Source organism: Bacterioplanoides sp. (assembly GCF_965226395.1).
In the GTDB taxonomy this organism is placed as follows: domain Bacteria; phylum Pseudomonadota; class Gammaproteobacteria; order Pseudomonadales; family Oceanobacteraceae; genus Bacterioplanoides.
The window spans coordinates 2,535,555-2,558,914 of sequence record NZ_OZ245358.1 but is presented as its reverse complement, the minus strand read 5'-3'; the positions used below and the strand labels follow the sequence as shown (position 1 = coordinate 2,558,914).

Sequence of the window (23,360 nt, the reverse complement as noted above, 5' to 3'; positions counted from 1 at the left end):
TCGGTTTATGGTTTATCGTCGGTTTGTGGCTTGTTGTCAGTTTGCCAAGCGGGTGTCTTCTCTAATGGAGATAACAACTCGCGGATGACGGACGTTGCATAATACCCACTTGGCAACGAAAAGCAGAGTGTTAAATCTTCTCCGCTAGTGCCTTGCCAGGCCGGATCACCACTGGCCGCCATCTCAGAATCTGATACCGACCATTGCCAGGAAAGATTCTCCACCCCGGCGATCACGGCCCGGCGCTCCTGATTTAAACCACGGTGCTCAAGGCCGTCGCAGATATCGGCATAACGTTCAGCAACTTTAGTTTCCAGCGCCAACACATCACCACGGGTTTGCAGGCGCCCCCGCCCCCATAATGGCGCGGTTGGAATTGCCTGGCCCTTAATAAGCTGTTGTTCGGCGGCAATATCGTCGTCAGAAACCTGCGAATAGGTTTGCTGCTGAATACGAGCCGCGACAACTTCGTTAAAAATTAACGAGCGCGCTGCCGATAAATAAATGCTTTTTTTACTGCGGTTTTTAACCGTGGTTTCACCGGTCAACATCTGCCGTGCGGCTTCAATATTGCCGCCATTATGGCCAAAGCGCTGCTCGCCAAAATAATTGGGCACACCACCTTGTTTTACGGCTTCCAGATTACGTTCCAGTGCGGCTTTATCACCACCATTTTCACTGTCGCGGTAACTGATATCGCGCAAACGAATCTCAAAGCGATTACCCAGCAATTCGCCACGGCGTAATTTTTTCGAATGACGGGTTACCTGAAGAATACGAATCTGTTCGCCGTCTTCATTTTTTTCAATTGAAGAAAAATCCGGCTCACCGTTGGGCAAACGCACCAGCGGTAAATAAATACTGAACCACTGGCGGGTAATGGCATGACGATCTTTTAAACCGGCATAACCCACATCCATTTCTTTCACACCCACCAGCTCAGCCAGTTGCTTGGCAATCCAGCCGGTATTTACGCCGTTTTTTTCGATTTCCAGCCAGATATGTTCGCCCTCACCACAGGGTAAACTCAGTGGAATTTCCACTACTTTAAAATCCTGGTTATGGCCTTTAAGCCAGCCACTGGCATGGGTATCTGGGTAAAGTTTGGGCCAAACGGGTAATGCAGATTCAGTCATGTCATTCATTCTTTATTCGGCCGCCAGCAATAACGCTACAGCATGGGTCGAGATACCTTCTTTACGGCCTTCAAAACCAAGTTTTTCAGTGGTTGTGGCTTTAACATTTACATCGTCCAGACGAACCTGTAAATCCGCCGCGATATGTTCGCGCATTGCCTGAATGTGGGGTGCCATTTTGGGTGCCTGAGCAATGATAGTGATATCCACATTACCAACCCGATAACCTTTATCACGAATTAAACCGACCACATGACGCAGTAAAACCCGACTGTCAGCGCCGGAGTAGGCATCATCAGTATCGGGAAAATGTTTGCCAATATCGCCTAACGCTGCTGCGCCCAATAATGCATCCGCTAATGCATGCAAAGCGACGTCACCATCTGAATGTGCAATCAGACCTTTTTCATAAGGGATTTGTACGCCACCCAGGGTAACAAACTCCCCTTCACCAAATTTATGAACATCAAAACCGTGGCCAATACGCATAATCAGATCTCTGTTTTATTCAGTATGGTTAATCAATTTAAGACTGGTTTAAGGGCTGGTTTAAAGGCTGAGCTAAGAACAGCTCAGCCAGTGCCAGATCTTCCGGGCGGGTCACTTTAATATTATCGGCTCGGCCTGCAATGAGTAATGGCTGCTTGTTAACCTGCTCCATCGCAGAAGCTTCGTCGGTCACTTCCAGATGATTTTGCAAACAAAATTCCAGCGCCTGTTTTAATTCAGCGTACCGAAATACCTGCGGTGTTAACGCATGCCAGAGTTGGTCACGCTCAACCGTGTGATCAATGGTGATGGTTCCATCCGGCTGTTTAATACCACGTTTCATGGTATCGCGTGTCGGAGAGGCTAAGATCGCACCACAAGCTCCGGTCTTTTCTGAATCGGAATTTTCCAATGATGAAAATAACGCATCCAGATCTGAGTGTTGCAAACACGGGCGGGCCACATCATGCACGGCAACCCAGTCATCTTCAGCAGCCAGACCTTCCAATGCCTGCAAACCATTTAAAACCGAATAACAACGCTCGCTGCCGCCCGGTGCACGAATGATGCGTGGATCATTGGCAAATGCACTGTCCGGCCAATAGGGGTCTGTTTCAGATAACACCAGTACCAGTTGCTCAAACCTGGGATAACTCAGCATCAATCTCAGCGTGTGATCCATCAGGAACTGATCATGTAACGGCAGATATTGTTTAGGGCGATCGGCCTGCATCCGGCTGCCAACACCAGCAGCGGGTAAAATTGACCAGCATTTAGGGGCAGCGGCTTTAGAGGAAGCTGTAGTTGAAGCGTTGTTCGTGTTGGTCATTTTTGGGCAGGATCAACAAAAAGAATAAAGGTTTCACCTTCACGAATTAAACCCAAATCTTCGCGGGCTTTTTCTTCAAGAATTTCATTACCGGTTTTTAAATCTCTGACTTCAGCCATTAATGCACGGTTCTGATTTTGCTGAACCTCATTATCCTGCTGCAGTTGTTCGATTTTTTGCTGCAGTTCGTTACTGGCAACCAAGCCAGTATCATCAAACCACAACCGATAGAGGAGGATCAGCAGTAATGCTGCAGGTATTAAGGTGTAAATCAGCCAGCGCATTTTCCCTCCTTTTTGTTTTGTAGTTTTTATCTTTCCTAAATAGGGAAAGAAGTTACTTATATATTCTTAGCCGCCGGATCGGTGGGCCGTCCATGGCCCTCGATCCTACCGCGACATCCTGTCGCTGCTTTAAGAATATATAAGTAACCTCTTTTTATTTTGCCGAAAAATCACTGATTATCGACAGGCTGATTGATCAGAGGGTTGTTAAATAGCAGCAACAGGATGTTGCGAGAGCATCGCGGCACATGGATGTGCCTTGCGATGCGGGCGGCTTAACAAACCGCTGGTCAATCAGCTGATTTCAAGGCAGTAATTACTGACCTTTGATTTCTTTCAGACCATTGTACGGTGCTTTCGCGCCCAGCTGCTCTTCAATACGCAGCAGACGGTTGTACTTAGCAACACGGTCAGAACGACACAGAGAACCCGTCTTAATCTGGCCAGCACAAGTACCAACGGCCAGATCAGCAATGGTCGTGTCTTCCGTTTCACCAGAACGGTGAGAAATCACAGCCGTGTAACCCGCGTCTTTTGCCATCTTGATCGCTTCCAGAGTTTCGGTCAGAGAACCGATCTGATTGAACTTGATCAGGATAGAGTTGGCGATGTCTTTTTCGATACCTTCTTTCAGGATCTTGGTGTTGGTTACGAACAAGTCGTCGCCCACCAGCTGTACTTTAGCGCCCAGTTTTTCAGTCTGGTACTTCCAGCCGTCCCAGTCAGACTCGTCCTGACCGTCTTCGATCGACACGATTGGGTACTGGTCACACAGCTCTGCCAGGTAATCAGAGAACTCTTCTGCAGAGAAGACTTTACCTTCACCTTTCAGGTCGTACTTGCCGTCAACGTAGAATTCAGAAGACGCACAGTCCAGAGCCAGCGTGGTGTCTTTACCCAGCTCGTAACCAGCGTTAGCAACGGCTTCTTTAATGGCAGCCAGAGCATCAGCGTTAGACGCAAGATTAGGAGCAAAACCACCTTCGTCACCAACAGCGGTGTTCAGGCCCTGAGAAGACAGCACTTTTTTCAGGCTGTGGAAGATTTCAGCACCTGCACGCAGCGCTTCAGCAAACGTCGGAGCGCCCACTGGCTGCACCATAAATTCCTGAATATCAACGTTGTTATCCGCGTGCTCACCACCGTTGATGATGTTCATCATGGGTACTGGCATCGAGTACTGGCCAGCAGTACCGTTGATGTCTGCGATGTGTTCGTACAGTTCAACACCTTTTGCGGTTGCAGCTGCTTTAGCCGCCGCCAGAGAAACAGCCAGAATGGCGTTTGCACCCAGGTTAGCCTTGTTATCAGTACCGTCCAGCTCCAGCATTTTGTTATCCAGAGCGCGTTGATCGGTACCGTCCATGCCCACCAGTGCAGACTTGATAGTAGTGTTTACGTTTTCAACCGCTTTCAGAACGCCCTTGCCCAGGTAGCGGCTTTTATCGCCATCACGCAGTTCTAATGCTTCACGGGTACCGGTTGATGCGCCACTTGGTGCACACGCTGTACCGAAGAAACCACCTTCCAGAGTCACGTCTGCTTCGATGGTTGGGTTACCACGGGAATCCAGAACTTCGCGTGCTTTGATGTCGATAATATTAGCCATGCTGCTTCTATCTCCTTAAAAAAATCTTATTTGTCAGCCTGATCAATGGCTGCGTTGATAAATGCTTTAAACAATCCATGTCCATCACGTGGTGTGGACGTAAACTCTGGGTGGAACTGACAGCCCACAAACCAAGGGTGATCTTCAACTTCAACCACTTCAACTAAATCGCCATCAATGGAGCGGCCAGCAATGCGTAAACCCGCTTTTTCCAGTTCAGCAATCATGGTGGCATTAACTTCATAACGGTGACGGTGACGCTCAACAATCACATCAGAGCCATAGGCCAGCGCGGTGTTAGAACCTTCGGTCAGACGACATTCCTGACCACCTAAACGCATGGTGCCACCCAGATCTGAATTCTCAGTACGGGTTTCTGTGTTGCCAGACGCATCGGTCCATTCAGTGATCAGACCAACCACCGGATGCGTGGTGTCGTTACTGAATTCAGAAGAATGCGCATCTTCCCAACCCACCACATTACGGGCGAACTCAATAACGGCACTCTGCATCCCCAGACAGATACCCAGGAATGGTACCTTGTTCTCACGGGCGTACTGAACCGTTTTGATTTTGCCTTCTACACCACGATGACCAAAGCCACCCGGCACCAGAATCGCATCTTTGCCCTTTAAGATGTCAGTGCCTTTACGCTCCACATCTTCAGCATCGATGTAATCAATTTTGACCTTCACTTTATGGTGAATACCGGCATGATCAATCGCTTCAATCAGCGACTTATAAGCGTCCAGCAACTCCATATACTTACCCACCATGGCGATATTAATTTCGCGCTCAGGGTTCAGCTTGGCATCGGCGACGTCGGCCCATTCGGACAGATCCGCTTCGTTGCAGGTTAAATCAAACTTCTCAACGATGTATTCATCCAGACCCGCTTTATTCAGCATCGCCGGAATTTTATAAATGGTGTCGGCATCTTCCAGCGGAATCACGGCACGCTCTTCGACGTTGGTGAACAGTGCAATTTTACGCAGGGAAGAAGCATCAATGGTGTGATCGCTGCGACAGATCAGGATATCTGGCTGCAGGCCAATGGTGCGCATCTCTTTAACGGAGTGCTGAGTTGGCTTGGTTTTGGTTTCGCCAGCCGTGGCGATATAAGGCACCAGCGTCAGGTGCATCGACAGCGCACGCTTGGAACCCAGCTCCACTTTCATCTGACGAACCGCTTCCAGGAATGGCTGGGATTCGATATCACCGACGGTACCGCCAATTTCCACCAGCGCTACATCGGCACCTTCAGCTCCTTCTAATACACGACGTTTGATCTCGTCCGTGATGTGCGGAATCACCTGAACCGTGCCACCGAGGTAATCACCACGACGTTCTTTGGCTAACACGTCGGTGTAAATACGACCAGTAGTGAAGTTGTTACGGCGTGACATCTTGGTACGGATAAAACGCTCGTAGTGACCAAGATCCAGATCGGTCTCGGCACCATCTTCGGTTACGAACACTTCACCGTGCTGGAACGGGCTCATGGTGCCCGGGTCCACATTAATATATGGGTCCAGCTTGAGCATGGTTACCTTGAGGCCACGCGCCTCCAAAATAGCAGCCAAAGAAGCAGAAGCGATGCCTTTCCCCAAAGAAGAAACAACACCACCCGTGACAAAGATAAAACGTGTCATAGAAGGTCCGCAGAACGAGAAGATGAATATATTTCGGAAGACTTTGCCAGACCTCAACATCACAGGTCAGAGTTGCCAAAGCTTCACTCAAGATGGGAGGGCAGGATACCAGAAGAGGTATTCGGGGTAAATTTCTTTGCGTGTTTTTTCGTGTACATTTTCGGTGCAGCCGCGCTGTTTAGCCCGGCTACACCTGGGGTTTCGATTACTTCTTCAATACCACCCGATAACGTGGGCTACCGTTTTCCAGATGTTCGATGGCTTTATTCACATCGGCCATATCAAACACCTCTACTTTTGGGGCGATATCATGGCGCTCAGCAAAGTCCAGCATTTGTGCAATCACCGCCGGGCTGCCAACCGGTGACGAGGAAATGCTGCGTTGCCCACCCATCAGGGCAAACACACTTACGGCAACCGGCTCCAGAACCGCACCTACCAGATGCAAACGGCCGCGTGGCTTCAGAGTGTTGATATAACCATTCCAGTCCAGTGACACATTCACGGTAGATAAAATCAGATCAAAACTGCCCGCTGCTGCTTTGAGTGCTTCACTGTCACGCGAATCGAGCGTGTGATGCGCGCCCAGCTCCAGAGCTTCCTGACGCTTAGCTTCCGATGAGGTGAAGGCAGTAACCTCACAACCCCAGGCATTCAGAAACTGCAACGCCATATGACCCAAACCACCAATGCCCACCACCCCCACACGGGCAGTTGGTTTCACATCAAACTGCACCATCGGGTTGTAAACCGTGATACCACCACAAAACAGTGGCCCGGCTTTTTCACTATCTAACCCCTCCGGCAAGGCCACCACACTGGTAGCTTGTGCACGAACTTTATCGGCAAAACCACCATGGCGACCAATAATGGTGCCCCGAGCAGAGGAGCACAGATTGTGATCACCTTCGGTACAGGTTTGGCAGTCGTTGCAGTAGCCCGCATGCCAACCCAAACCCACACGATCGCCAACCTTGAACTTACTGACGTGCTTACCAACGGCGGAAATTTTACCCGCCACCTCATGGCCCGGAACAAACGGATACTGAGTAATGCCCCATTCGTTATTCAGCATACTCAGATCACTGTGGCAGATGCCGCAATATTCAACATCAATTTCAACATCGTGATCGGCCAATGGGCCCGGATCGTATTCAAACGGTTTCAGCTCGCCACCGGCTTCGGTCGCTGCGTAGGCTTTAATCATGGTAATTCTCCAGTGTGGACTGCAAGCAATGTACGCCGCAGTTGATGGAGGTAACAATAGAAGGGAATAAAGAAGAAGAAAAGCAACGCACTGTTGCGTCACAAAGATAACAAATCAATCAGGAGTACTGGACTCCTGACTGATTTAAAGCTGTTAACACCAATTTCAGTGATTAACACCGCATTCAGTATTAGCGTTGCTCAGCGGATACCTGAGTCGCCGATACTTTTACCTCAATACGACGGTTACGCTTAGCCGCTGCGGCTGTACCAGAAGTATCCAGCAAACGACTTTCGCCATAGCCTTTCGCCGTCAGGCGTGAAGCATCCACACCATATTGTTCAATCAGCAAGGTACGTACGGCTTCGGCACGCTGCTGAGACAACTTCTGGTTATAGGAAGCGGCACCACCAGCAGAAGAATGACCTTCAACTTCAGCATTGGCTTTGCCAAAACGCTTCATAAAGGCCGCAAATTCTGCAAACTGGGCATCATTCGGGTTGGCAACCTGGGCGCTGTTATTAGCGAAGTTAACATTCAGAGCCATGGATACTTGCTGCTCTGTTAACACACTACAGCCATCTTCACTGACTTTATCGGTCGCAGGGGTATCGGCACACTTATCCATGTCATCAGCGATACCATCGTTGTCAGAATCGATTAACACCGCCGCACCTGCCAGCGCCGCAGCACCTGCAGCAGAGGCATCGGCGGCAGCCGCTTCACTGGCCGCTGCAACGTCATTAGCGGCTGATGCATATTCTTCGGATGCCGCGTCATTCAGCTCATCACGGCTGGTTGCAGCCGCAGCGGCACCACCAGCGGCTGCCGCAGTAGCCGCTTTTGTGGCATCACTGTTTGAAAAACCAAATTTATAGGCAATACCCAGCTTCAGGCCAAAGTCCAACAGGCTTTCATCAAGATCCTGATAAGCGGCGACTTCGGTAATACCCTGCCAACGCTCAGACAGCTCCCAGTGCTTACCTACGCCAACATCTAACAGAGTACGCTGTCCTTCAATCTCCTGATGCTTCAGACCCGAGAAAACATACCATTGGTCATCGGTAAGAAAATACAGAACGTCGGCACCCACACGAATGCCTTCATCTTCAACGTCTAAACCACGAACATCACTTTTCTTGCGGCCTAAGTAGTTTTTCGCCAGCTCAGCACGTACCGCCCAGTCTTCTGATATATGCCATCCGGCTTCAACGCCGACGCCATTACCATCTTCCAGATAACCAGTGGGCTCCGGCTTGTTGTTATCCGGGTTGTAGTATTCACCAAAAATACCCACCCAACCGGCATTGTCATTCGCTGCTGCAACCGGGGTAATTAAAGATGCGGCAATCGCCGTCGCCAGAAATGATTTTTTCATAATAACCTCCTTGGTTATTTCAGTGAATTACCACTGAAATACTGAGCATGCCTATCAAACTGCTCAGTCGTGACTAAAAAATAACGGCGCTATAAAACCGTATTTTTTTTCATTCACCAAACTCTGAAGAAGTCATTTTTCAATTATTTACGACTATTACGTAAGCGTTGTAAAAGCGTGTAAAAAGCAATGCAAAAACCGCAGAAAATCTCAGCAATAAATACAGATTTAGTTTGAGATTATTTTTCCCAGGGATTCACTTTTCCTGTAGCAGAGGGAGAGGAGTTCGATGTTTTCTTAGCTGAAAAGCCAGCCATTTTTTTCACAATATCGGCAATCTGAGTATTGGTTTTGCCGTCTTTATAAGCAATAAATACCGCTTCTACCTGAGCCCGAGCCCAGGGAGTACGACGTAAAAACTTCAGACTGGATTTAATACTCGGATTCGACTTAAAACAATTAATACGAACCCAACCCGATAACGTTCTCCAGCCGTATTGCTCAACCAACTCAGTTAACAATTTTTCAAGCGTGATGCCATGAAGGTGATCTGTTTTCTGGGTTGTCATAAATACTCTCTTTTAGAATGAAAATGGCCTCTGATATTAACGATTCACATCGTAATACCAGAGGCCATCAAAGTGTTCAGGATAATGGCAATGCCATTATTTTTTGCGAACGTACAATACCAGGCTGTGATCGACCAGTTCAAAACCGTGCTGCTCGGCAATTTCGTGCTGCAGGCGTTCAATCTGTTCATTGGAGAATTCGATCACGGTACCGTCGTCAACATTCACCATATGGTCGTGATGTTCGCCACGGGCCAGTTCGAATACGGAGTGACCGCCATCAAAGTTATGACGTTCAACCAGGCCAGCGCTCTCAAACTGGGTTAACACCCGGTAAACCGTTGCCAGACCCACGTCTTCTCCGGCATCAATCAGAGAACGGTAAACATCTTCCGCGCTCATGTGGGCTTCTGGGTTACCTTCCAGAATGCTCAGGATTTTTACCCGTGGCAGGGTGACTTTTAGTCCCGCTTTACGCAGCTCCACATTTTGATCGGACATGCTTTCCTCGAATATTTCACAGCAAGTTGAATTATCAGGTATTATCGCTGGTATGAGTCGCCCTTCGCAACTGATAAGCGTTTGCTTACCAGCTTACTGCGGCGACAAACGATTTGCCAATAATGAGTGTATTTATGCGAGCGTCAATTCTGACTGTTTTACTCGGTTTTGCAACCCTTGCCGGCTGTACGTTTCCCGGTGTTTATAAACTGAACGTACAACAGGGCAACATTGTGACAGAAGACATGTTAGCTCAGCTGGAAGCCGGCATGACTCAGCGTCAGGTAGAATATGTGATGGGCACACCCGTGGTGAAGACTCCGTACCAGCAACAGCGCTGGGACTATCTGTATTCTCTGGAACAAGACGACAAAGTAATCAAGCGCTATCACATCCGCGTGTATTTTGATGATCAGGGTGTGTACAGCCACTACGAAGGCCAGCTTCCGGTTGATCCGTTAAAAGAAAAGAAACAGCAGTTACCAGCCGAAGAAGAACAGCAAAAACCGGTTAAAGCAGAAGGCCTGCTGGCCTCCTGACAGAGCGACAGGTACTGGATTATTGCTTCTTAGCCGCCCGGTTCGCCCGGGCCTGCTTCGGATCAATAATCAGAGGGCGGTAGATCTCGACCCGGTCACCATCGCGTACCGTATCGGTTTGCGGCGCTCTTGACGCTTTACCAAAAATGCCGAACTTAGCTTCGGCCAGATTCAGCTCCGGAAATTCTTCCAGAATCGGCGATTGCTCAACCGCTTGCAGAATGGTTGAACCCTCTTCGACATTCACCGTCAGAATCTTTTGCTTTTCAGGCAAGGCATACGCAACCTCCACCTCAATCATTGTTACGTCATCCATCATTCTGGCCTTTTCAATAAACCTCGGCCGCTCGTTTCACAAACGAGTCAACCATCATATTCGCAACCTGCTTAAACACCGCCGCCATCGCCATCGCTTTAACTTTATTGCTCATTTCAAACTCAAGCTCCAGCGAGACCTTACAAGCTTCGTCAGACAATGCCTCAAAAGTCCAGACACCATGAAAACGACTGAACGGCCCGTCCAGTAATCGCATTTCCATACGTGTTGGTCGCTGCAATGCATTGTGTGTTGAAAAGCTTTGATTGATACCGGCTTTGGCAATGGTCAGCTCAGCTTCAATAAAGTCGTCACCTTCATCAATCACACGGGTGCTGGCACAGCCCGCCAGAAACTCCGGGTAACGACGCACATCATTCACCAGGTTAAACATTTGCTCTGCGGTGTGCATTACCAGAGCACTGCGGGTAATTGTGGTCATGCTTCTCTCAATACCGTCATTAACAAGCGGCTACAAAAACGCCGGAGCAGGATTATACCCACTCCGGCGTAAGATTCAGCATGGATACAGAATCAGCTATCAGCCCAGCAGATTCTGTAACCAGTCAATCAGCCCCAGGCCATTCAGGAAGATATAGCCTACCGCCAGCGGCGAGACAAACCGTACCATCACGCGCCAAACGTTGTAGATCAGTGAACGCTTCTTATCGACTTCAGCGGCGGTGTGGCTTTCTTTCATAAACCAGCCGACAAAAATCGCAATCAGAATACCACCCAATGGCAGCATGATATTGGAAGATACAAAGTCCAGGTTATCGAAAATGGTTTTTCCGAAGAACTTCACTTCAGACCATTCATTAAACGACAATACGGTGCCAATACCCAGAATCCAGGCCAGGCCACAAATAACCGCAGTCGCCTGAACACGGCCCAGACCACGCTCAACCGCCCAGGCAACAGCCGGTTCAGCAATCGAAATCGCTGAACTCCAGGCCGCAATCGCAACCAATACAAAGAACAGCACACCCAGAATATCGCCACCCGGTAAGCCACCCAAGGCCAATGGGAAGGTCACAAACATCAGACCCGGACCGGCACCCGGCTCCAGATTATTGGTGAATACAATTGAGAACACGATGACACCAGCAACCAGCGCTACCAGCGTATCCAGGAAACCAACCGTTAATACCGTACGGCCCAGCGATTCTTTCTCCGGCATATAAGCGCCGTACGCCATGATGGCGCCCATACCCAGAGATAAAGTAAAGAAGGAATGCCCCAGAGCGACAACAATACTTTCACCGGTTAATTTGCTGAAATCAAAATCGAACAGGAAGTGCAATGCTTGAGTAAAGCCTTCAGTTGTCATGGCATAACCCAGTAACAGGATCAGCATAATAAACAGCAGCGGCATCAGTACACGAATGGTATTTTCCAGACCTTTATTCACACCACGGGCAATCACATACGCCGTCAGGATCATGAAAATGGTGTGGTAAACCGTCAGCATGACCGGGTTAGCCAGCAATTCATTAAATACCGCACCGGCCTTTTCACCATCGGCCCCGTTAAACGTGCCCATCGCCATTTCACCGATGTATTCCAGTGTCCAACCAGCAATCACACTGTAAAACGACAGAATAAAGAAGCCTGCCAATGCTCCCATCCAACCAATGATGCGGAAGAACTTAGGTGCTTCGTACTCAGAGGTCATGGATTGCAGTGCGTGGATCGGACTCAGGCGTGTTTTACGGCCAATCAGTACTTCTGCCAACATCACCGGAATACCCGCAGCCAGAATACACAGCAGATACATCAGAACGAATGCACCACCACCGTTTTCACCTGTGATATATGGAAACTTCCAGATATTCCCCAAACCCACAGCTGAACCGGTTGCCGCCAGAATAAAAGTCCAGCGATTGGTCCAGATGCCGTGCATCCCCCGTTTATCATTATTCATAATTTTATTATCCGGTTTCGACTTAATGAATTTGGGCGTATTGTTCAAGATTTGTCAGACTGGCTCAAGCACATAAGCAGGTCTGACAGTCAATTATTGGTACAATTGGTCAGCTTTTAAACAAGAGCTAAGTACTTGCAACAAGGCGAATAAGTAGTACCCGCAAAAAATCTGAACTCGTCTCTCGCCACATCCTCCTCTATAATGCCGCCCATGAGCAAAAAGAAACCAAAGCCAAGTGGCAATAGCATTGCCCAGAACAAAAAAGCCCGCCACGATTACTTCATCGAAGACAAACTCGAAGCTGGCATTGCCCTGACAGGATGGGAAGTGAAATCCCTGCGCCAGGGCAAAGTGCAACTGGTCGACAGCTACATCGTATTCCATAAAGGTGAAGCCTGGTTAACCGGTGCTTTGATTACACCATTAAAAGAAGCATCAACCCATGTGATTTGTGAACCCCGCCGGGAACGCAAACTACTGATGCATCGTAAAGAGCTGGATCGTTTGCAGCAGAAAATTGCTGCCAAAGGCCACACCTGCGTCTGCACTGCGCTGTACTGGAAAGGCCCGAACGTTAAAGCTGAAGTGGCGCTGGCCAAAGGTAAGCAGCACCACGACAAGCGTGCTGCCAGCAAAGACAAAGACTGGAATAAGCAAAAAGAACGCTTAATGAAACACTCGGTGCGCTAGCTGCTGTGTTTGGGGGCTGTAACAAAACCCCAGACGTGATAGCATTCGCGCCTTGCCATATACGTAAGCACAAGAATTCGGGGATGATTAGGATTCGACGTTGATTACAAAGCTATGGATGCATGTCGAGAGCGTACGGTGATCTCGTAAATAAACGCTGTACATTAGTTATAGTCGCAAACGACGAAAACTACGCACTAGCGGCATAAGCCCGCTTACACCAGAACTCGGGTGGCTATAGCCGGGGGACGGTGGCATCGTCTTATAGCCTCGCCTCGCGGACTTCGCTCGTAGTCCAACAGGTTAAAACTTAATCGAGACAGCTCTAAACACCCTGCCCCTCGGGTCGTGATGAGTTAAATGAATAGAGACGGCTAAGCATGTAGATTCTCTAGTGGAGGATTGGCGGACGGGGGTTCAAATCCCCCCATCTCCACCATCCAAAAGGCCCTTGATACAGTTGTATCAGGGGCTTTTTTTTGCCTTAAACTTGCTGAGTGTCAGACATCAGTATCAGATTTAGCGAATGAAATTCGAATCTATCTCGAATCGCTGCCAGTCAGCCAGACCTCTTTTTGTTAGAAAAAAACTCAAGCAGAAACAAAATAAACTGTTCCAGCAGGTATTGATAAATCCCATTGCTGCCGCCCTCGCTTGCGCATAAAGTGTGTACAGCTTCAAAAAATAAAAATAACACTCAGGAATCTGTTATGGCTGATTCAATGAATGGCGCCCAGGCGTTAATTAAAACGCTGGTTAAAGCCGGAGTAACCACTTGCTTTACCAATCCGGGTACCAGCGAGATGCACTTTGTTGCCGCCCTCGACACCGAGCCACATATGCGTGGCGTTCTTACTTTATTTGAAGGGGTAGCCACCGGTGCCGCCGATGGTTACGCCCGAATGGCAGAAAAACCGGCCGCCACCCTGCTGCACTTAGGTTGTGGAATTGGTAATGGCTTAGCCAATCTGCATAACGCCCGCAAAGGCAAGGTGCCGATGATCAATATCGTTGGCGATCACGCGACTTATCATGTGCAATATGATGCTCAGTTACAGTCGGATATTGAAACCGTTGCCCGCAATGTCTCACCCCGCTTTGTGCGCACCTCGCAAACTACCGAAGCCTTATGTCAGGATGCTACGGAAGCCATTTATCAGGCACGCCAGCTACCAAATCAGGTATCGACCTTAATTCTGCCCGCTGATGTCTCCTGGAATGAAGGGGGTGTGGTTGCCGATGTGCCCGAGTTGCCCGCTGCCGAAGCCGCCAGTGACAGCACCATCGAAGAAATTGCTGACGTCATTCGCCAGGCTTCAAAGCGCGGTAAAAAAACGGCGTTGTTGTTGGGCGGCCGTGCATTGCGGGAACCCAGCTTACTGGCCGCTGCCAGAATCGCCGAAGCCCACGGGGTGAAGTTATTAGCAGAAACCTTCCCCGCCCGCATTGAGCGGGGAGCTGGCTTACCCGCGGTTGAGCGTATTGCCTATTTTACTGAGCTGGTTGATGTACAGCTGGCTGATATCAAAAACCTGATTCTGGTGGATAGCAAAGCACCGGTGTCGTTCTTTGCTTATCCGGGGAAGAAGAGTTATCTGGTACCCGATAAATGTCAGCTCTTTACGCTCTCCACAGATGAGCAGGATGCAGAAAAAAGTCTGAATAAACTGGTGGCCGCTTTAGCAGTGGAAAACAGCCAGCCATTGTTACAGCCAGCGCACCGTCCGGAACAGCCCAGTGGTGAACTGACGGCAGAAAAAGCCTGTCAGGCGGTGGGCCACTTCCTGCCCGACAACGCCATTATTGTTGATGAATCCATTACCTCTGGTCTGATGCTCAACACCATGACGGAAGGCGCTCCACGTCACGATATGCTGACCTTAACCGGTGGTGCCATTGGTCAGGGTTTGCCGAATGCCGTCGGTGCAGCCATCGCTTGTCCGGAGCGCCCGGTACTGGCACTGGTTGGTGATGGCAGTTCGATGTACACCAATCAGGCGTTATGGACCATGGCGCGTGAAAACACCAACGTCACCAGCATTATTTTTAATAATTCCTCGTACTCGGTGCTGAATATTGAACTGGAACGGGTGGGCGCTGAATCCACTGGCGAGAAAGCCCGCTCACAACTCGATCTGACAGGCCCGGTATTAAACTTTGCTCAGCTCGCTCAAGGGATGGGGGTACAGGGTGTTCGGGTAAGTAGCGCTGAAGAACTGAACAGCGCGTTAGCCGACGCCTTCCAACATGACGGTCCGAATCTGATTGAGGTGATGATCCCAGAGTCGGTCAGCGGCACCAAGCGTAAAGTCTTACCTTGGGTGCTGAAGTCACTGCCGATTATGCCGCTGCCCATTACCCGGGCACTGAAGAAAAAGCTGGCGCCTTAATTTTTTATTAACAGCGCCTAGCGATTTATTTTAACTCAGTGCTCTATTTTAAAGTGAAATGACGGCACTGCTCAGACATCTGACGCGAGATTTCATTCAGCGCTTCGGTGCTCTGGGCAATTTCTTCTGCACCACCAGAGACTTCTCTGGAGATGTCGGCAATCCGGGAGATATTGCTGTTCACCGTATCCGATACCGCAACCTGGGCATCGGTTGATTGTTTGATCTGTTGGTTCGCCTGAGTAATTTCAGCCACCTGCTGACTGATAGACGATAGCGATTCTTCGGTACTCTGAATCTGTGTGACCGCATTCGCTGCTTTGTCATTGGTGAGTTCCATCGACTCAACCATCACCCCGGTTGTGCCCTTCAGGTCCGTCAGAATCTGATCAATTTTATCGGTTGAGTCTTTGGTTTTGCTCGCCAGAGAACGCACTTCATCCGCCACCACGGCAAAACCACGCCCCTGCTCACCCGCACGGGCGGCTTCAATGGCGGCGTTGAGCGCCAATAGATTGGTTTGCTCAGCAATCGAACCAATCACCGACGACATATCACCAATTTGTTCTACGTTTTCCTGCAACTGATGAATAATCTGCGTCGATTGCTCTGCCTGTTCCGACATCCCTTTAATCACCACCACGGAATCATCCACCACTTGTTTGCCCTGAGCGGAGACCGATTCCGTTGTCACCGCAATATCGGTGGCATGTAATGAACTATCGACCACTTGCTGCACGGTATCCAACATCTGCGCCATTGAGGCTTCAGTGTCGGCGGTCAGCTGAAATTGCTGCTGGCTACCATCACGGGTACGCAAAGTGATGTCGTGCAAGGCGTTGGCTTTTTCCTGCAGCGTCAGCGACGAGGCACTGATCAGCTCAACGGTCTGGTGGTACTGCTGCGTTAACCGATTAAAAGAGGCCATAATCACCGATAATTCATCTTTCGAGTTACCGTGCTTTAACTCCACACTTAAATCACCATCCACAACCCGGTCAACGGCTTTGGTAATATCACGCACTTTGCTCTTAATAAAACGTGAGAAACTGAAGCCCACCACCGCCAATACGGCCACCAGCAATAGGCATAAAATCGCGGTAATAATGCCAACCAGGCTGTTATCTTTGTTGTACTGCTCATCAACATTCACCGTCATTTCCAACACACCACGCACCTGACCTAGCTGCCAGTCACGCTTAGGTGAATCTGGGTGACTGTTATGGCACGCCACGCAGGATGCTGCACTTAACCGGTCGGCAACCCCAACCCGCATAAACTGCTGGCCATCACGCTCAATCATTTCGGCGTAAGCGGCATCCGGGTTTTCGTTTAAATAAGCCCAGGCGTTACGGCCAAACTCATCCAACTGGCGACCACTACGATTGGCAAAGGGATAGGGACTGTAAAAGGCAAACTGAGTATTCTCGTCACTCATCTCCTGGCTGACGTCGTGCAGAAAGGTGGCCGGAACCGGGATCACACCCGCTTGTTGTTTGTGTTGAGTCGAAGCTGAAATATCGCTGTCAGAGACTACCGACTGGAGAATATTGGTGGAGTAATAAGTACGCAGCCGCTTGAGCTGCTTGGCATTATCAACGGCATCTGCCACCACAACGTCAGCGGTATTGGAATGCAGCGCCGTTGGTAAAAAGAACATCAGTGCTGCTAATACCAGCAGAAAAAAACCAACAATTGGCAGCACCAGCTTCCAGACAATACTCTTTGACAGAAATTCCACGCATCAGCCCCATGTCCGGCTGCGAGATGACGCAGCACGGTGAATAATCAACATGGAATTCAGTATAGCCAAGTTCAGAAAAATGGCTGAAAAGAGCTTATCTAGTAGCTTAGGGTCGCCCTGCTTTGATACACAGCGGCCATACAGCAACTACAGCAGCAACTACACCGCCACATCGTCCAACAGGCGTACGCCAGTCAGTGCTGTCACTTCTTCAATGTACTGGCGCACCAAAGGCGGGAACTGCACACCTTTAATCAGCGTCAGGTTACGCAGGGTTGGATACAAATTAATGTCGTCATAGCTGAGCTGTTGATTACGCTGCGATGGCAGAGATAGCCAGGTCAGTTGCACCAGCTGGTTGTTCAGATGTTGCAGATACACAGCGCTGTTATCAAAAGCCGCTTCAAAGCTCATGCCCAACATGGCGGTTTTATTCTGACGGAACCACTGCTTCGCCTCATCGGAAGCAAATTCCGGAAAGTCCACCATGATGGTACGGGGAAACAGTAACGGCAGAATGGCCGGATACGCTTGCTGTTCCCAGGCCAGAATCGCGTCACTCTGAGTGGCGGCCGCTAATACTGGCTGGCCGTCGTACTGATCCAGATAACGAACAATATCCAGACTCTCTGCCATATGGCTGCCATCGTCTTTTTGCAGAATCGGCACACTGTTGCTGCCCACTTTGGCAATCCGCGCCTGAACGTCGTGGTTCTGAATCGTCTCCAGTGTGACTGGCATTTTTTTCAGCCCAACCAACATGGTCGCTTTGATACAAAACGGGCAATGATCAAACACAAACAGTTTCATAAAGGGTCTCGTAACGGTTATTTCACTGCTTGCCAGTGTAGCTAACTGAGAGAAATGCTCTATTCGCGAAACTACCCGCTCTGATGCTGCCAGCGGAAAAGATTATTCCAATGATAAAGAAGGGAATACTCACAGCGGCCAGCCACTGTGAGTATCAACGAGATTTACGGGCTTAAGTTATGGGCTTTAAGCTACGGGCTTATTGCTCAAACATCGCCAGATGAATATCAATGCCACCGGGTGCACCGGAAACCGATGTACCCACAAACATCTGATTACCATCAACTACCAGGCTGCCAGAGTTCGCCGTTCCAGCATACTGGGTCGAGTTTGTGCCAACAGCATTACCCCGGCCATCTAACAGAACGCTGTTACCAGCACCGGTAATGGCAATATTACCGTTCGCCAGTCGTCCCATCGCCTGAATTGGCCCCTGAGAGTCTTCAAAACGCCAGTTCTGAGCGCCATCAACCGTCAGGCTGAGCACTGTTCTTTCAGTGCTATCCGATAACGCAAACCAATACTCGTTATTGCTCACCACAATACCCGGCTGGCCACTCAGCTCATTGGTGCCACCAACGGTAATGGATTTGCTCCAGTTCGAGTCACCGAATAACGAATAGCTACGGATATATTGTTTATTCGCATTCTGATCAGATTGCGCTAATAAAACTGCATTGTTGTATTCATCCAGTTCGATATTAACGCGATAACTCAGGTTGCTACCGGTTGTTGCCTGAGACCATACCAGTGCGCCGGCACTGTTGTATTGGCTGACGCCTGATCGGCCGGCAACATAAATATTACCCTGGCTATCAACCTCAACATCCCAGTTACGATCCGAATGATTAATGCTGAACAGAACCTCGCCATCCAGAGACAATTTCTGAGTCTCAAGACCGGTTACAAATAAGGCATTATCTTTCAGTTCGATATCAAAACTATCCCGAGCAGCACTGATCGTTTGTTGCCAGATCAAGTCGCCATCCTGGTTGGTTTTAATAATAAAAGAAGAATATTGAGTACTTCCATCCGCTCTCTCAATGGTCTGACCCAGTGCATAAATGTTGCCATTATTATCAGTAACAACATCCACAACCGAATCATCAGAGCTGGAAGCCTGGGGGTTAGATTTCAGATCAAAGGTGCGATCCCAGATCTTATTTCCATTTTGATCAAATTTCGCTAATAACGAATCCTGAGTACGATCAGCACCGGTAACGACAACACTACCCGCCAGAATCAGATCAGAATTATTATCAGCAACAACGTGGTTCAACCATTCGATATTATTTTTATTATCCGAGGTCGAAAAGTACGTTTCCCATTCCGGATTAACTTCTTGTCCACAAGCTGCGATAAAAGCAGGGCTCACTAACAAGGCTAACTTCGTACGATTCGCCATTTTTCACTTACTCCATGTCATGAATTTAATGCCAGGTTGCTGGCGCGGCGTATCATAGCCCAATCCAAGTTAAATCCACAGTAAACCATTCTTAAAAATTCAGTTAACCAAATAGTCAAAGTTCTAATTTTCAGAACAAAAGATACTGTTATTCGCAATTTTCATTCGACATAATCAAGATACACTCACGTCATCATCAAAATTCGTTTATACGCGAGGCAATTATGGGACTGTTAGTGAATGGCCAATGGCACGATCAATGGTATGAAACCAAAACATCTGGCGGCGCTTTCCAGCGCGAAGCCGCTCAGTTGCGCAATTGGGTAACTGCCAATGGTCAGGCGGGCCCAAGTGGTGAAGCTGGATTCAAAGCTGAATCAGGACGTTATCATCTGTATGTCTCACTGGCCTGCCCCTGGGCCCATCGCACGCTGATCTTCCGTCAGTTAAAACAGCTGGAAGCGCATATCAGCGTCTCCGTTGTCAGCCCGGATATGCTGGATCAGGGCTGGACCTTCGCCCAGGATAACGACTCACCAGAGAAAGGCAGCAGTGGCGATACCTTATTTAACGCCGACTATATGCATCAGATTTATACCCGCCATAAAGCCGATTACAGCGGCCGTGTGACAGTGCCGGTATTATGGGATAAACACCAAAACCGAATCGTCAGCAATGAATCGTCTGAAATTATCCGTATGTTTAATTCGGCGTTTAATGACATCACTGGCGATACTCAGGATTTTTATCCTATCGCTTTACGCTCAAAAATCGACGAACTGAACGAATTGATTTACGACAGTATTAATAACGGCGTTTATCGTTGTGGTTTCGCCACCAGCCAGGAAGCGTACGAAAGTGCTTACCAGCAATTGTTTGCAGCTCTGGATCAGGTAGAAGACATCCTCAGCAAGCAACGCTACCTGGCCGGTGATCAGATTAGCGAAGCCGATTGGCGTTTATTCACCACCTTAATTCGTTTTGATGCGGTGTATCATGGCCACTTTAAAACCAATCGTCAGCGGCTGGAAGATTTTGCTAATATCGCCAATTATATTCGTGAGCTTTACCAATGGCCTCAGGTTGCTGAAACCGTCGATCTTTACCATATTAAACGGCATTACTATTTCAGCCACACTATGATCAACCCAACGCAGGTGGTACCGATTGGCCCGGATATTAATTATTTTTCGCCGCATAATCGGGCGGAGCTTTTTCCGCTTTAATTCTCATATTATTTTAAAGCGTTATCGAGGCAGGTAGCTTAACAATGCAGAAAACCACACTCGAACAGTGGCGTATGTTCAAAGCCGTCGTCGATGCCGGCGGCTTTAATCAGGCGGCCATTAAAGTTCATAAAAGCCAATCCAGTATTCACCACGCGGTGAGTAAACTGGAAGAAGCGCTGGGTATTAAATTGTTCGAGGTTGTTGGTCGTAAAACCAGATTAACCGAAGCGGGAAAATTACTGCTGCGTCGTGGTGAGTTTTTACTGGAAGAAGTCTCACGTATTGAAGCCGTGGCAGAATCGGTCAGCTCTGGGGTTGAATCGGAATTACGCATCGCCGTCGACGGTGCGTTTCCGCAAACCATTATTTATCAGGCACTGGAAAAAGTGTCGGCGTTATTCCCACAAATCCGTATCGATATTATTGATACGGTGTTATCCGGTACCAATGAACTGATCCAGAACCGCGAAGCCGATATCGGCTTATCCGGCTTTCAGATGCCCTACGGCCTGAACGAAGAAATCTGCACCTTGGAATTTATTGTCGTCGCCCACTCTCAGCATGCGTTACATCAGCTTAACCGTTCGCTCAGCTACGAAGATTTAAAATCACACCGCCAGATTATTACCCGTGACTCAGCCAACGAGACCAAACGCTCAAGCGGCTGGCAAGGAGCCGAACAACGCTGGACGGTGAGTAGTTTACGCGCCTCCTTCGATTTAATTTGCCAAAACCTGGGTTTTGCCTGGCTGCCTTTTCCTTTGGTTAAAGAAGCCTTAGAACAAGAAATATTAAAACCCCTGCTATTAAGCGAAGGCGCTAGTCGTACCAGCAGTTTTTATCTGAATTATCAGGATAAAGATCAATTAGGCCCGGCGGCACGGGAATTTCTTGGCGAGCTGCGGTTATTAACACTGGATATGCCCACCTCATGTTAAGTAGCGACCCACTCTTCTGGCTGCTGGCAATTGTTGGTGTGATTTTCACCGGCATTTCAAAATCCGGCTTAGCCGGAGGTGCGGGCGTAGTGGCAGTGCCGTTATTAGCTTTGGTGATTTCGGTTCCCGAAGCCGCGGCATTAATGTTGCCATTATTATTGGTCATGGATATCCGCACCATCAGCCTGTATCACCACGCCATTAAAAGTTACCGCTCGATTACTACCATTACCGTAGCAGGCTTGATTGGGGTTGCCTTTGCAGGCAGTGCCATGGGTTCGCTGGATACTAACAGCCTGCAATTGATATTAGCCATATTGTGTATCAGTTTTGCGTTATGGAATCAGCTCTCGCCCTTATTGGCTAAATTACCGGGCTCAGCCATGATCTGGGGCACATTGGCCGGTATCACCAGTACCTTGTTGCACGCAGGCGGGCCACCCATCAGTATTTATTTTCTGGCGCAACAATTAGAGAAACAGCAATGGCTGGGGCAAGCGGCAATTTTCTTTGCGGTGCTTAATTTCAGCAAGCTGATTCCTTACACCCTGAATAACCAATGGACTGAGGAGCTGCTGCTTACCAGCGTGTTATTAATTCCGTTTGCGCTGCTTGGAGTCAGCCTCGGGTATCGTATTCAGAAGCTGATCTCTCAGGACAACTTTATGCACATGTGCCGTGCGATGTTGTTGATATCGGGTGTGAGTTTGTTGGTGAAGTTGTAATGATTTATTCCTTATCAGAGCTCCTTAAATGATCAGCCAGATAATCTATCAGTATCCTGACCCGGCGAGGTAAATTCCGATTCATTGGATAAAGTGCTGAAATCGCAGTCGGCGGCGACGAATAGTCCTCAAGCAAAGGTTTTAACTTTCCCTCGGCAATATAACGGGCAAATAAAAAACTAGGGCCAAAACCAATTCCAAGACCATTTAACATGCTGTCGATAATCAGGTGGCCATCATTACTGATTAAATTCCCTTTGGCTTTTACGGTCATCAGGTCACCGTTGGGGGAACGGAAAGGCCAACCTTTGTTTACCTTAGAATCACCATAAATTAAACAATTATGATTCAGCAGATCCGCAGGCTGGACGGGCTCACCAAAACGTTCAAGATATTGTGGAGCTGCCATGACCTGAAAACGGCAATCCGCTAATCGTTTAGACATCAGGCTTGAGTCCTCCAGCTGCCCGACGCGTATCGCCAGGTCAATACCTGATTTAACTAAGTCTTCTACACGGCCACTGGCAATAACTTCGAGTTCAATATCCGGGTAGCGCTGCTGGAACTGGATCAATATGACACCCAAGCCAGAAATAATCAGGCTTTGTGGCAAAGTCATGCGAATTTTACCCTTGGGAGAGCTATGACTATCGAGTAGCTCAGCGCGAGCACTTTCCGCTTCCTGCATGATCAGTTGGCAATGATTGTAAAACTGACTGCCTTCTTCAGACAGACTGAGCTTGCGCGTTGTTCGGTATAACAAACGAGCGCCTAAGTCCTGTTCCAGCAGCGATACCTGCTTACTGACAAATGACTTTGATAAACCCAGTTTTTCTGCAGCGGCGGTAAAACTGCCAGTCTCGACCACCACAGAAAACGTCTCCATCAGCATCAGAATATTCAAATTAGAACCTGATAGTGAACAATCAATCAACTCAAAGCTTATATATGACGGCCATTAAAAACAATAAGCTTATCTAATTGAAGGACGCC

22 protein-coding genes, 1 other RNA gene and 1 pseudogene are annotated in these 23,360 nt (G+C 48.7%); 7 read left to right on the top strand and 17 right to left on the bottom strand.

Translation table 11 applies throughout. From position 1 onward, the window contains the following. Positions 1-5: 5 nt before the first annotated feature. The 10 genes and pseudogenes from truD to fur form a co-directional block, all read right to left on the bottom strand. Positions 6-1,136, bottom strand: coding sequence for a tRNA pseudouridine(13) synthase TruD (gene truD / locus ACO05E_RS11870; protein WP_419813147.1), 1,131 nt, complete (start codon positions 1,134-1,136; stop codon positions 6-8). A 12-nt stretch (positions 1,137-1,148) separates the two neighbouring features. After that, positions 1,149-1,625: a 2-C-methyl-D-erythritol 2,4-cyclodiphosphate synthase gene (ispF, locus tag ACO05E_RS11865; protein WP_419813146.1), complete on the bottom strand. Its 477-nt coding sequence runs from the start codon at positions 1,623-1,625 to the stop codon at positions 1,149-1,151. Between the two features lie 37 nt (positions 1,626-1,662). Beyond that, the gene (ispD, locus tag ACO05E_RS11860) at positions 1,663-2,454 is read right to left on the bottom strand and encodes a 2-C-methyl-D-erythritol 4-phosphate cytidylyltransferase (protein WP_419813145.1); all 792 of its coding nucleotides are present in this window, start codon (positions 2,452-2,454) and stop codon (positions 1,663-1,665) included. Continuing rightward, entirely contained in the window at positions 2,451-2,738 is a 288-nt protein-coding gene (locus ACO05E_RS11855) for an FtsB family cell division protein (RefSeq protein WP_419813144.1), read from the bottom strand. The genes ispD and ACO05E_RS11855 overlap by 4 nt, the downstream gene beginning before the upstream one ends. 316 nt (positions 2,739-3,054) lie before the next feature. Next, on the bottom strand, positions 3,055-4,347 hold the full coding sequence (gene eno, locus ACO05E_RS11850; protein WP_255857537.1) for a phosphopyruvate hydratase: 1,293 nt from the start codon (positions 4,345-4,347) through the stop codon (positions 3,055-3,057). Positions 4,348-4,373: 26 nt separating this feature from the next. After that, positions 4,374-5,999 carry a CTP synthase gene (locus tag ACO05E_RS11845; RefSeq protein WP_419813143.1) on the bottom strand — a complete coding sequence of 542 codons (1,626 nt, stop codon included), beginning with the start codon at positions 5,997-5,999 and terminating at the stop codon, positions 4,374-4,376. A 205-nt stretch (positions 6,000-6,204) separates the two neighbouring features. Beyond that, a complete protein-coding gene (gene ahr, locus ACO05E_RS11840) occupies positions 6,205-7,206 on the bottom strand; it encodes an NADPH-dependent aldehyde reductase Ahr (protein ID WP_419813142.1) in 1,002 nt (333 codons plus the stop codon). 190 nt (positions 7,207-7,396) lie between these two features. Further along, entirely contained in the window at positions 7,397-8,584 is a 1,188-nt protein-coding gene (locus ACO05E_RS11835; RefSeq protein WP_419813141.1) for an OmpA family protein, read from the bottom strand. A 322-nt stretch (positions 8,585-8,906) separates the two neighbouring features. Further along, positions 8,907-9,153, bottom strand: a pseudogene (locus tag ACO05E_RS11830) (VF530 family DNA-binding protein). A gap of 96 nt (positions 9,154-9,249) precedes the next feature. Next, a complete protein-coding gene (gene fur / locus ACO05E_RS11825; protein WP_419813140.1) occupies positions 9,250-9,654 on the bottom strand; it encodes a ferric iron uptake transcriptional regulator in 405 nt (134 codons plus the stop codon). Between the two features lie 134 nt (positions 9,655-9,788). Here fur and ACO05E_RS11820 point away from each other — a divergent pair, with 134 nt between their 5' ends. Then, a complete protein-coding gene (locus ACO05E_RS11820) occupies positions 9,789-10,193 on the top strand; it encodes an outer membrane protein assembly factor BamE (RefSeq protein WP_419813139.1) in 405 nt (134 codons plus the stop codon). A 19-nt stretch (positions 10,194-10,212) separates the two neighbouring features. Here ACO05E_RS11820 and ACO05E_RS11815 read toward each other — a convergent pair whose 3' ends face one another. The 3 genes from ACO05E_RS11815 to ACO05E_RS11805 form a co-directional block, all read right to left on the bottom strand. Next, a complete protein-coding gene (locus tag ACO05E_RS11815; protein WP_419813138.1) occupies positions 10,213-10,509 on the bottom strand; it encodes an RnfH family protein in 297 nt (98 codons plus the stop codon). A gap of 13 nt (positions 10,510-10,522) precedes the next feature. Continuing rightward, positions 10,523-10,951 carry a type II toxin-antitoxin system RatA family toxin gene (locus ACO05E_RS11810; protein WP_419813137.1) on the bottom strand — a complete coding sequence of 143 codons (429 nt, stop codon included), beginning with the start codon at positions 10,949-10,951 and terminating at the stop codon, positions 10,523-10,525. 99 nt (positions 10,952-11,050) lie between these two features. Next, the gene (locus tag ACO05E_RS11805; RefSeq protein ID WP_419813136.1) at positions 11,051-12,433 is read right to left on the bottom strand and encodes a sodium-dependent transporter; all 1,383 of its coding nucleotides are present in this window, start codon (positions 12,431-12,433) and stop codon (positions 11,051-11,053) included. A gap of 213 nt (positions 12,434-12,646) precedes the next feature. Here ACO05E_RS11805 and smpB point away from each other — a divergent pair, with 213 nt between their 5' ends. The 3 genes from smpB to ACO05E_RS11790 all read left to right on the top strand — a co-directional run bounded on the left by smpB (position 12,647) and on the right by ACO05E_RS11790 (position 15,516). Then, complete coding sequence (gene smpB / locus ACO05E_RS11800) at positions 12,647-13,126, top strand: SsrA-binding protein SmpB (protein ID WP_419813135.1); 480 nt, start codon at positions 12,647-12,649, stop codon at positions 13,124-13,126. Positions 13,127-13,205: 79 nt separating this feature from the next. Further along, positions 13,206-13,565, top strand: a transfer-messenger RNA (tmRNA) gene (gene ssrA / locus ACO05E_RS11795). 271 nt (positions 13,566-13,836) lie between these two features. Then, positions 13,837-15,516 carry an acetolactate synthase large subunit gene (locus ACO05E_RS11790; RefSeq protein WP_419813134.1) on the top strand — a complete coding sequence of 560 codons (1,680 nt, stop codon included), beginning with the start codon at positions 13,837-13,839 and terminating at the stop codon, positions 15,514-15,516. 43 nt (positions 15,517-15,559) lie between these two features. On the opposite strand, the gene ACO05E_RS11785 is transcribed toward ACO05E_RS11790, so the two are convergent. The 3 genes from ACO05E_RS11785 to ACO05E_RS11775 form a co-directional block, all read right to left on the bottom strand. After that, positions 15,560-17,257 (bottom strand): methyl-accepting chemotaxis protein, encoded by a 1,698-nt coding sequence (locus ACO05E_RS11785; protein ID WP_419813133.1) that lies wholly within the window; start codon positions 17,255-17,257, stop codon positions 15,560-15,562. Between the two features lie 162 nt (positions 17,258-17,419). Further along, positions 17,420-18,070 (bottom strand): glutaredoxin 2, encoded by a 651-nt coding sequence (gene grxB, locus ACO05E_RS11780; protein WP_419813132.1) that lies wholly within the window; start codon positions 18,068-18,070, stop codon positions 17,420-17,422. 199 nt (positions 18,071-18,269) lie between these two features. Beyond that, entirely contained in the window at positions 18,270-19,475 is a 1,206-nt protein-coding gene (locus tag ACO05E_RS11775; protein ID WP_419813131.1) for a PQQ-binding-like beta-propeller repeat protein, read from the bottom strand. A 224-nt stretch (positions 19,476-19,699) separates the two neighbouring features. Here ACO05E_RS11775 and ACO05E_RS11770 point away from each other — a divergent pair, with 224 nt between their 5' ends. Genes ACO05E_RS11770 through ACO05E_RS11760 form a run of 3 tightly spaced genes read left to right on the top strand, consistent with a single transcriptional unit; the run spans position 19,700 to position 22,367 of the window. Further along, entirely contained in the window at positions 19,700-20,701 is a 1,002-nt protein-coding gene (locus ACO05E_RS11770) for a glutathione S-transferase family protein (protein ID WP_419813130.1), read from the top strand. Between the two features lie 44 nt (positions 20,702-20,745). Then, positions 20,746-21,642, top strand: a complete 897-nt coding sequence (locus tag ACO05E_RS11765; RefSeq protein WP_419813129.1) for a LysR family transcriptional regulator — start codon at positions 20,746-20,748, stop codon at positions 21,640-21,642. Further along, positions 21,636-22,367 carry a sulfite exporter TauE/SafE family protein gene (locus tag ACO05E_RS11760; RefSeq protein WP_419813128.1) on the top strand — a complete coding sequence of 244 codons (732 nt, stop codon included), beginning with the start codon at positions 21,636-21,638 and terminating at the stop codon, positions 22,365-22,367. The genes ACO05E_RS11765 and ACO05E_RS11760 overlap by 7 nt, the downstream gene beginning before the upstream one ends. 4 nt (positions 22,368-22,371) lie before the next feature. On the opposite strand, the gene ACO05E_RS11755 is transcribed toward ACO05E_RS11760, so the two are convergent. Then, positions 22,372-23,271 (bottom strand): LysR family transcriptional regulator, encoded by a 900-nt coding sequence (locus tag ACO05E_RS11755; protein ID WP_419813127.1) that lies wholly within the window; start codon positions 23,269-23,271, stop codon positions 22,372-22,374. Positions 23,272-23,360: the final 89 nt, after the last annotated feature.

Bases quoted from the DNA above. Each gene is read 5' to 3' on its own strand.
- ACO05E_RS11820 (WP_419813139.1), top strand. From the start codon at position 9,789: ATGCGAGCGTCAATTCTGACTGTTTTACTCGGTTTTGCAACCCTTGCC.
- ACO05E_RS11815 (WP_419813138.1), bottom strand. From the start codon at position 10,509: ATGGATGACGTAACAATGATTGAGGTGGAGGTTGCGTATGCCTTGCCT.
- ahr (WP_419813142.1), bottom strand. From the start codon at position 7,206: ATGATTAAAGCCTACGCAGCGACCGAAGCCGGTGGCGAGCTGAAACCG.
- grxB (WP_419813132.1), bottom strand. From the start codon at position 18,070: ATGAAACTGTTTGTGTTTGATCATTGCCCGTTTTGTATCAAAGCGACC.
- ACO05E_RS11805 (WP_419813136.1), bottom strand. From the start codon at position 12,433: ATGAATAATGATAAACGGGGGATGCACGGCATCTGGACCAATCGCTGG.
- ACO05E_RS11845 (WP_419813143.1), bottom strand. From the start codon at position 5,999: ATGACACGTTTTATCTTTGTCACGGGTGGTGTTGTTTCTTCTTTGGGG.
- ACO05E_RS11855 (WP_419813144.1), bottom strand. From the start codon at position 2,738: ATGCGCTGGCTGATTTACACCTTAATACCTGCAGCATTACTGCTGATC.
- ACO05E_RS11835 (WP_419813141.1), bottom strand. From the start codon at position 8,584: ATGAAAAAATCATTTCTGGCGACGGCGATTGCCGCATCTTTAATTACC.
- ACO05E_RS11790 (WP_419813134.1), top strand. From the start codon at position 13,837: ATGGCTGATTCAATGAATGGCGCCCAGGCGTTAATTAAAACGCTGGTT.
- ACO05E_RS11765 (WP_419813129.1), top strand. From the start codon at position 20,746: ATGCAGAAAACCACACTCGAACAGTGGCGTATGTTCAAAGCCGTCGTC.
- ispD (WP_419813145.1), bottom strand. From the start codon at position 2,454: ATGACCAACACGAACAACGCTTCAACTACAGCTTCCTCTAAAGCCGCT.
- eno (WP_255857537.1), bottom strand. From the start codon at position 4,347: ATGGCTAATATTATCGACATCAAAGCACGCGAAGTTCTGGATTCCCGT.
- smpB (WP_419813135.1), top strand. From the start codon at position 12,647: ATGAGCAAAAAGAAACCAAAGCCAAGTGGCAATAGCATTGCCCAGAAC.
- ACO05E_RS11775 (WP_419813131.1), bottom strand. From the start codon at position 19,475: ATGGCGAATCGTACGAAGTTAGCCTTGTTAGTGAGCCCTGCTTTTATC.
- ACO05E_RS11770 (WP_419813130.1), top strand. From the start codon at position 19,700: ATGGGACTGTTAGTGAATGGCCAATGGCACGATCAATGGTATGAAACC.
- ispF (WP_419813146.1), bottom strand. From the start codon at position 1,625: ATGCGTATTGGCCACGGTTTTGATGTTCATAAATTTGGTGAAGGGGAG.
- fur (WP_419813140.1), bottom strand. From the start codon at position 9,654: ATGTCCGATCAAAATGTGGAGCTGCGTAAAGCGGGACTAAAAGTCACC.
- ACO05E_RS11760 (WP_419813128.1), top strand. From the start codon at position 21,636: ATGTTAAGTAGCGACCCACTCTTCTGGCTGCTGGCAATTGTTGGTGTG.
- ACO05E_RS11810 (WP_419813137.1), bottom strand. From the start codon at position 10,951: ATGACCACAATTACCCGCAGTGCTCTGGTAATGCACACCGCAGAGCAA.
- truD (WP_419813147.1), bottom strand. From the start codon at position 1,136: ATGACTGAATCTGCATTACCCGTTTGGCCCAAACTTTACCCAGATACC.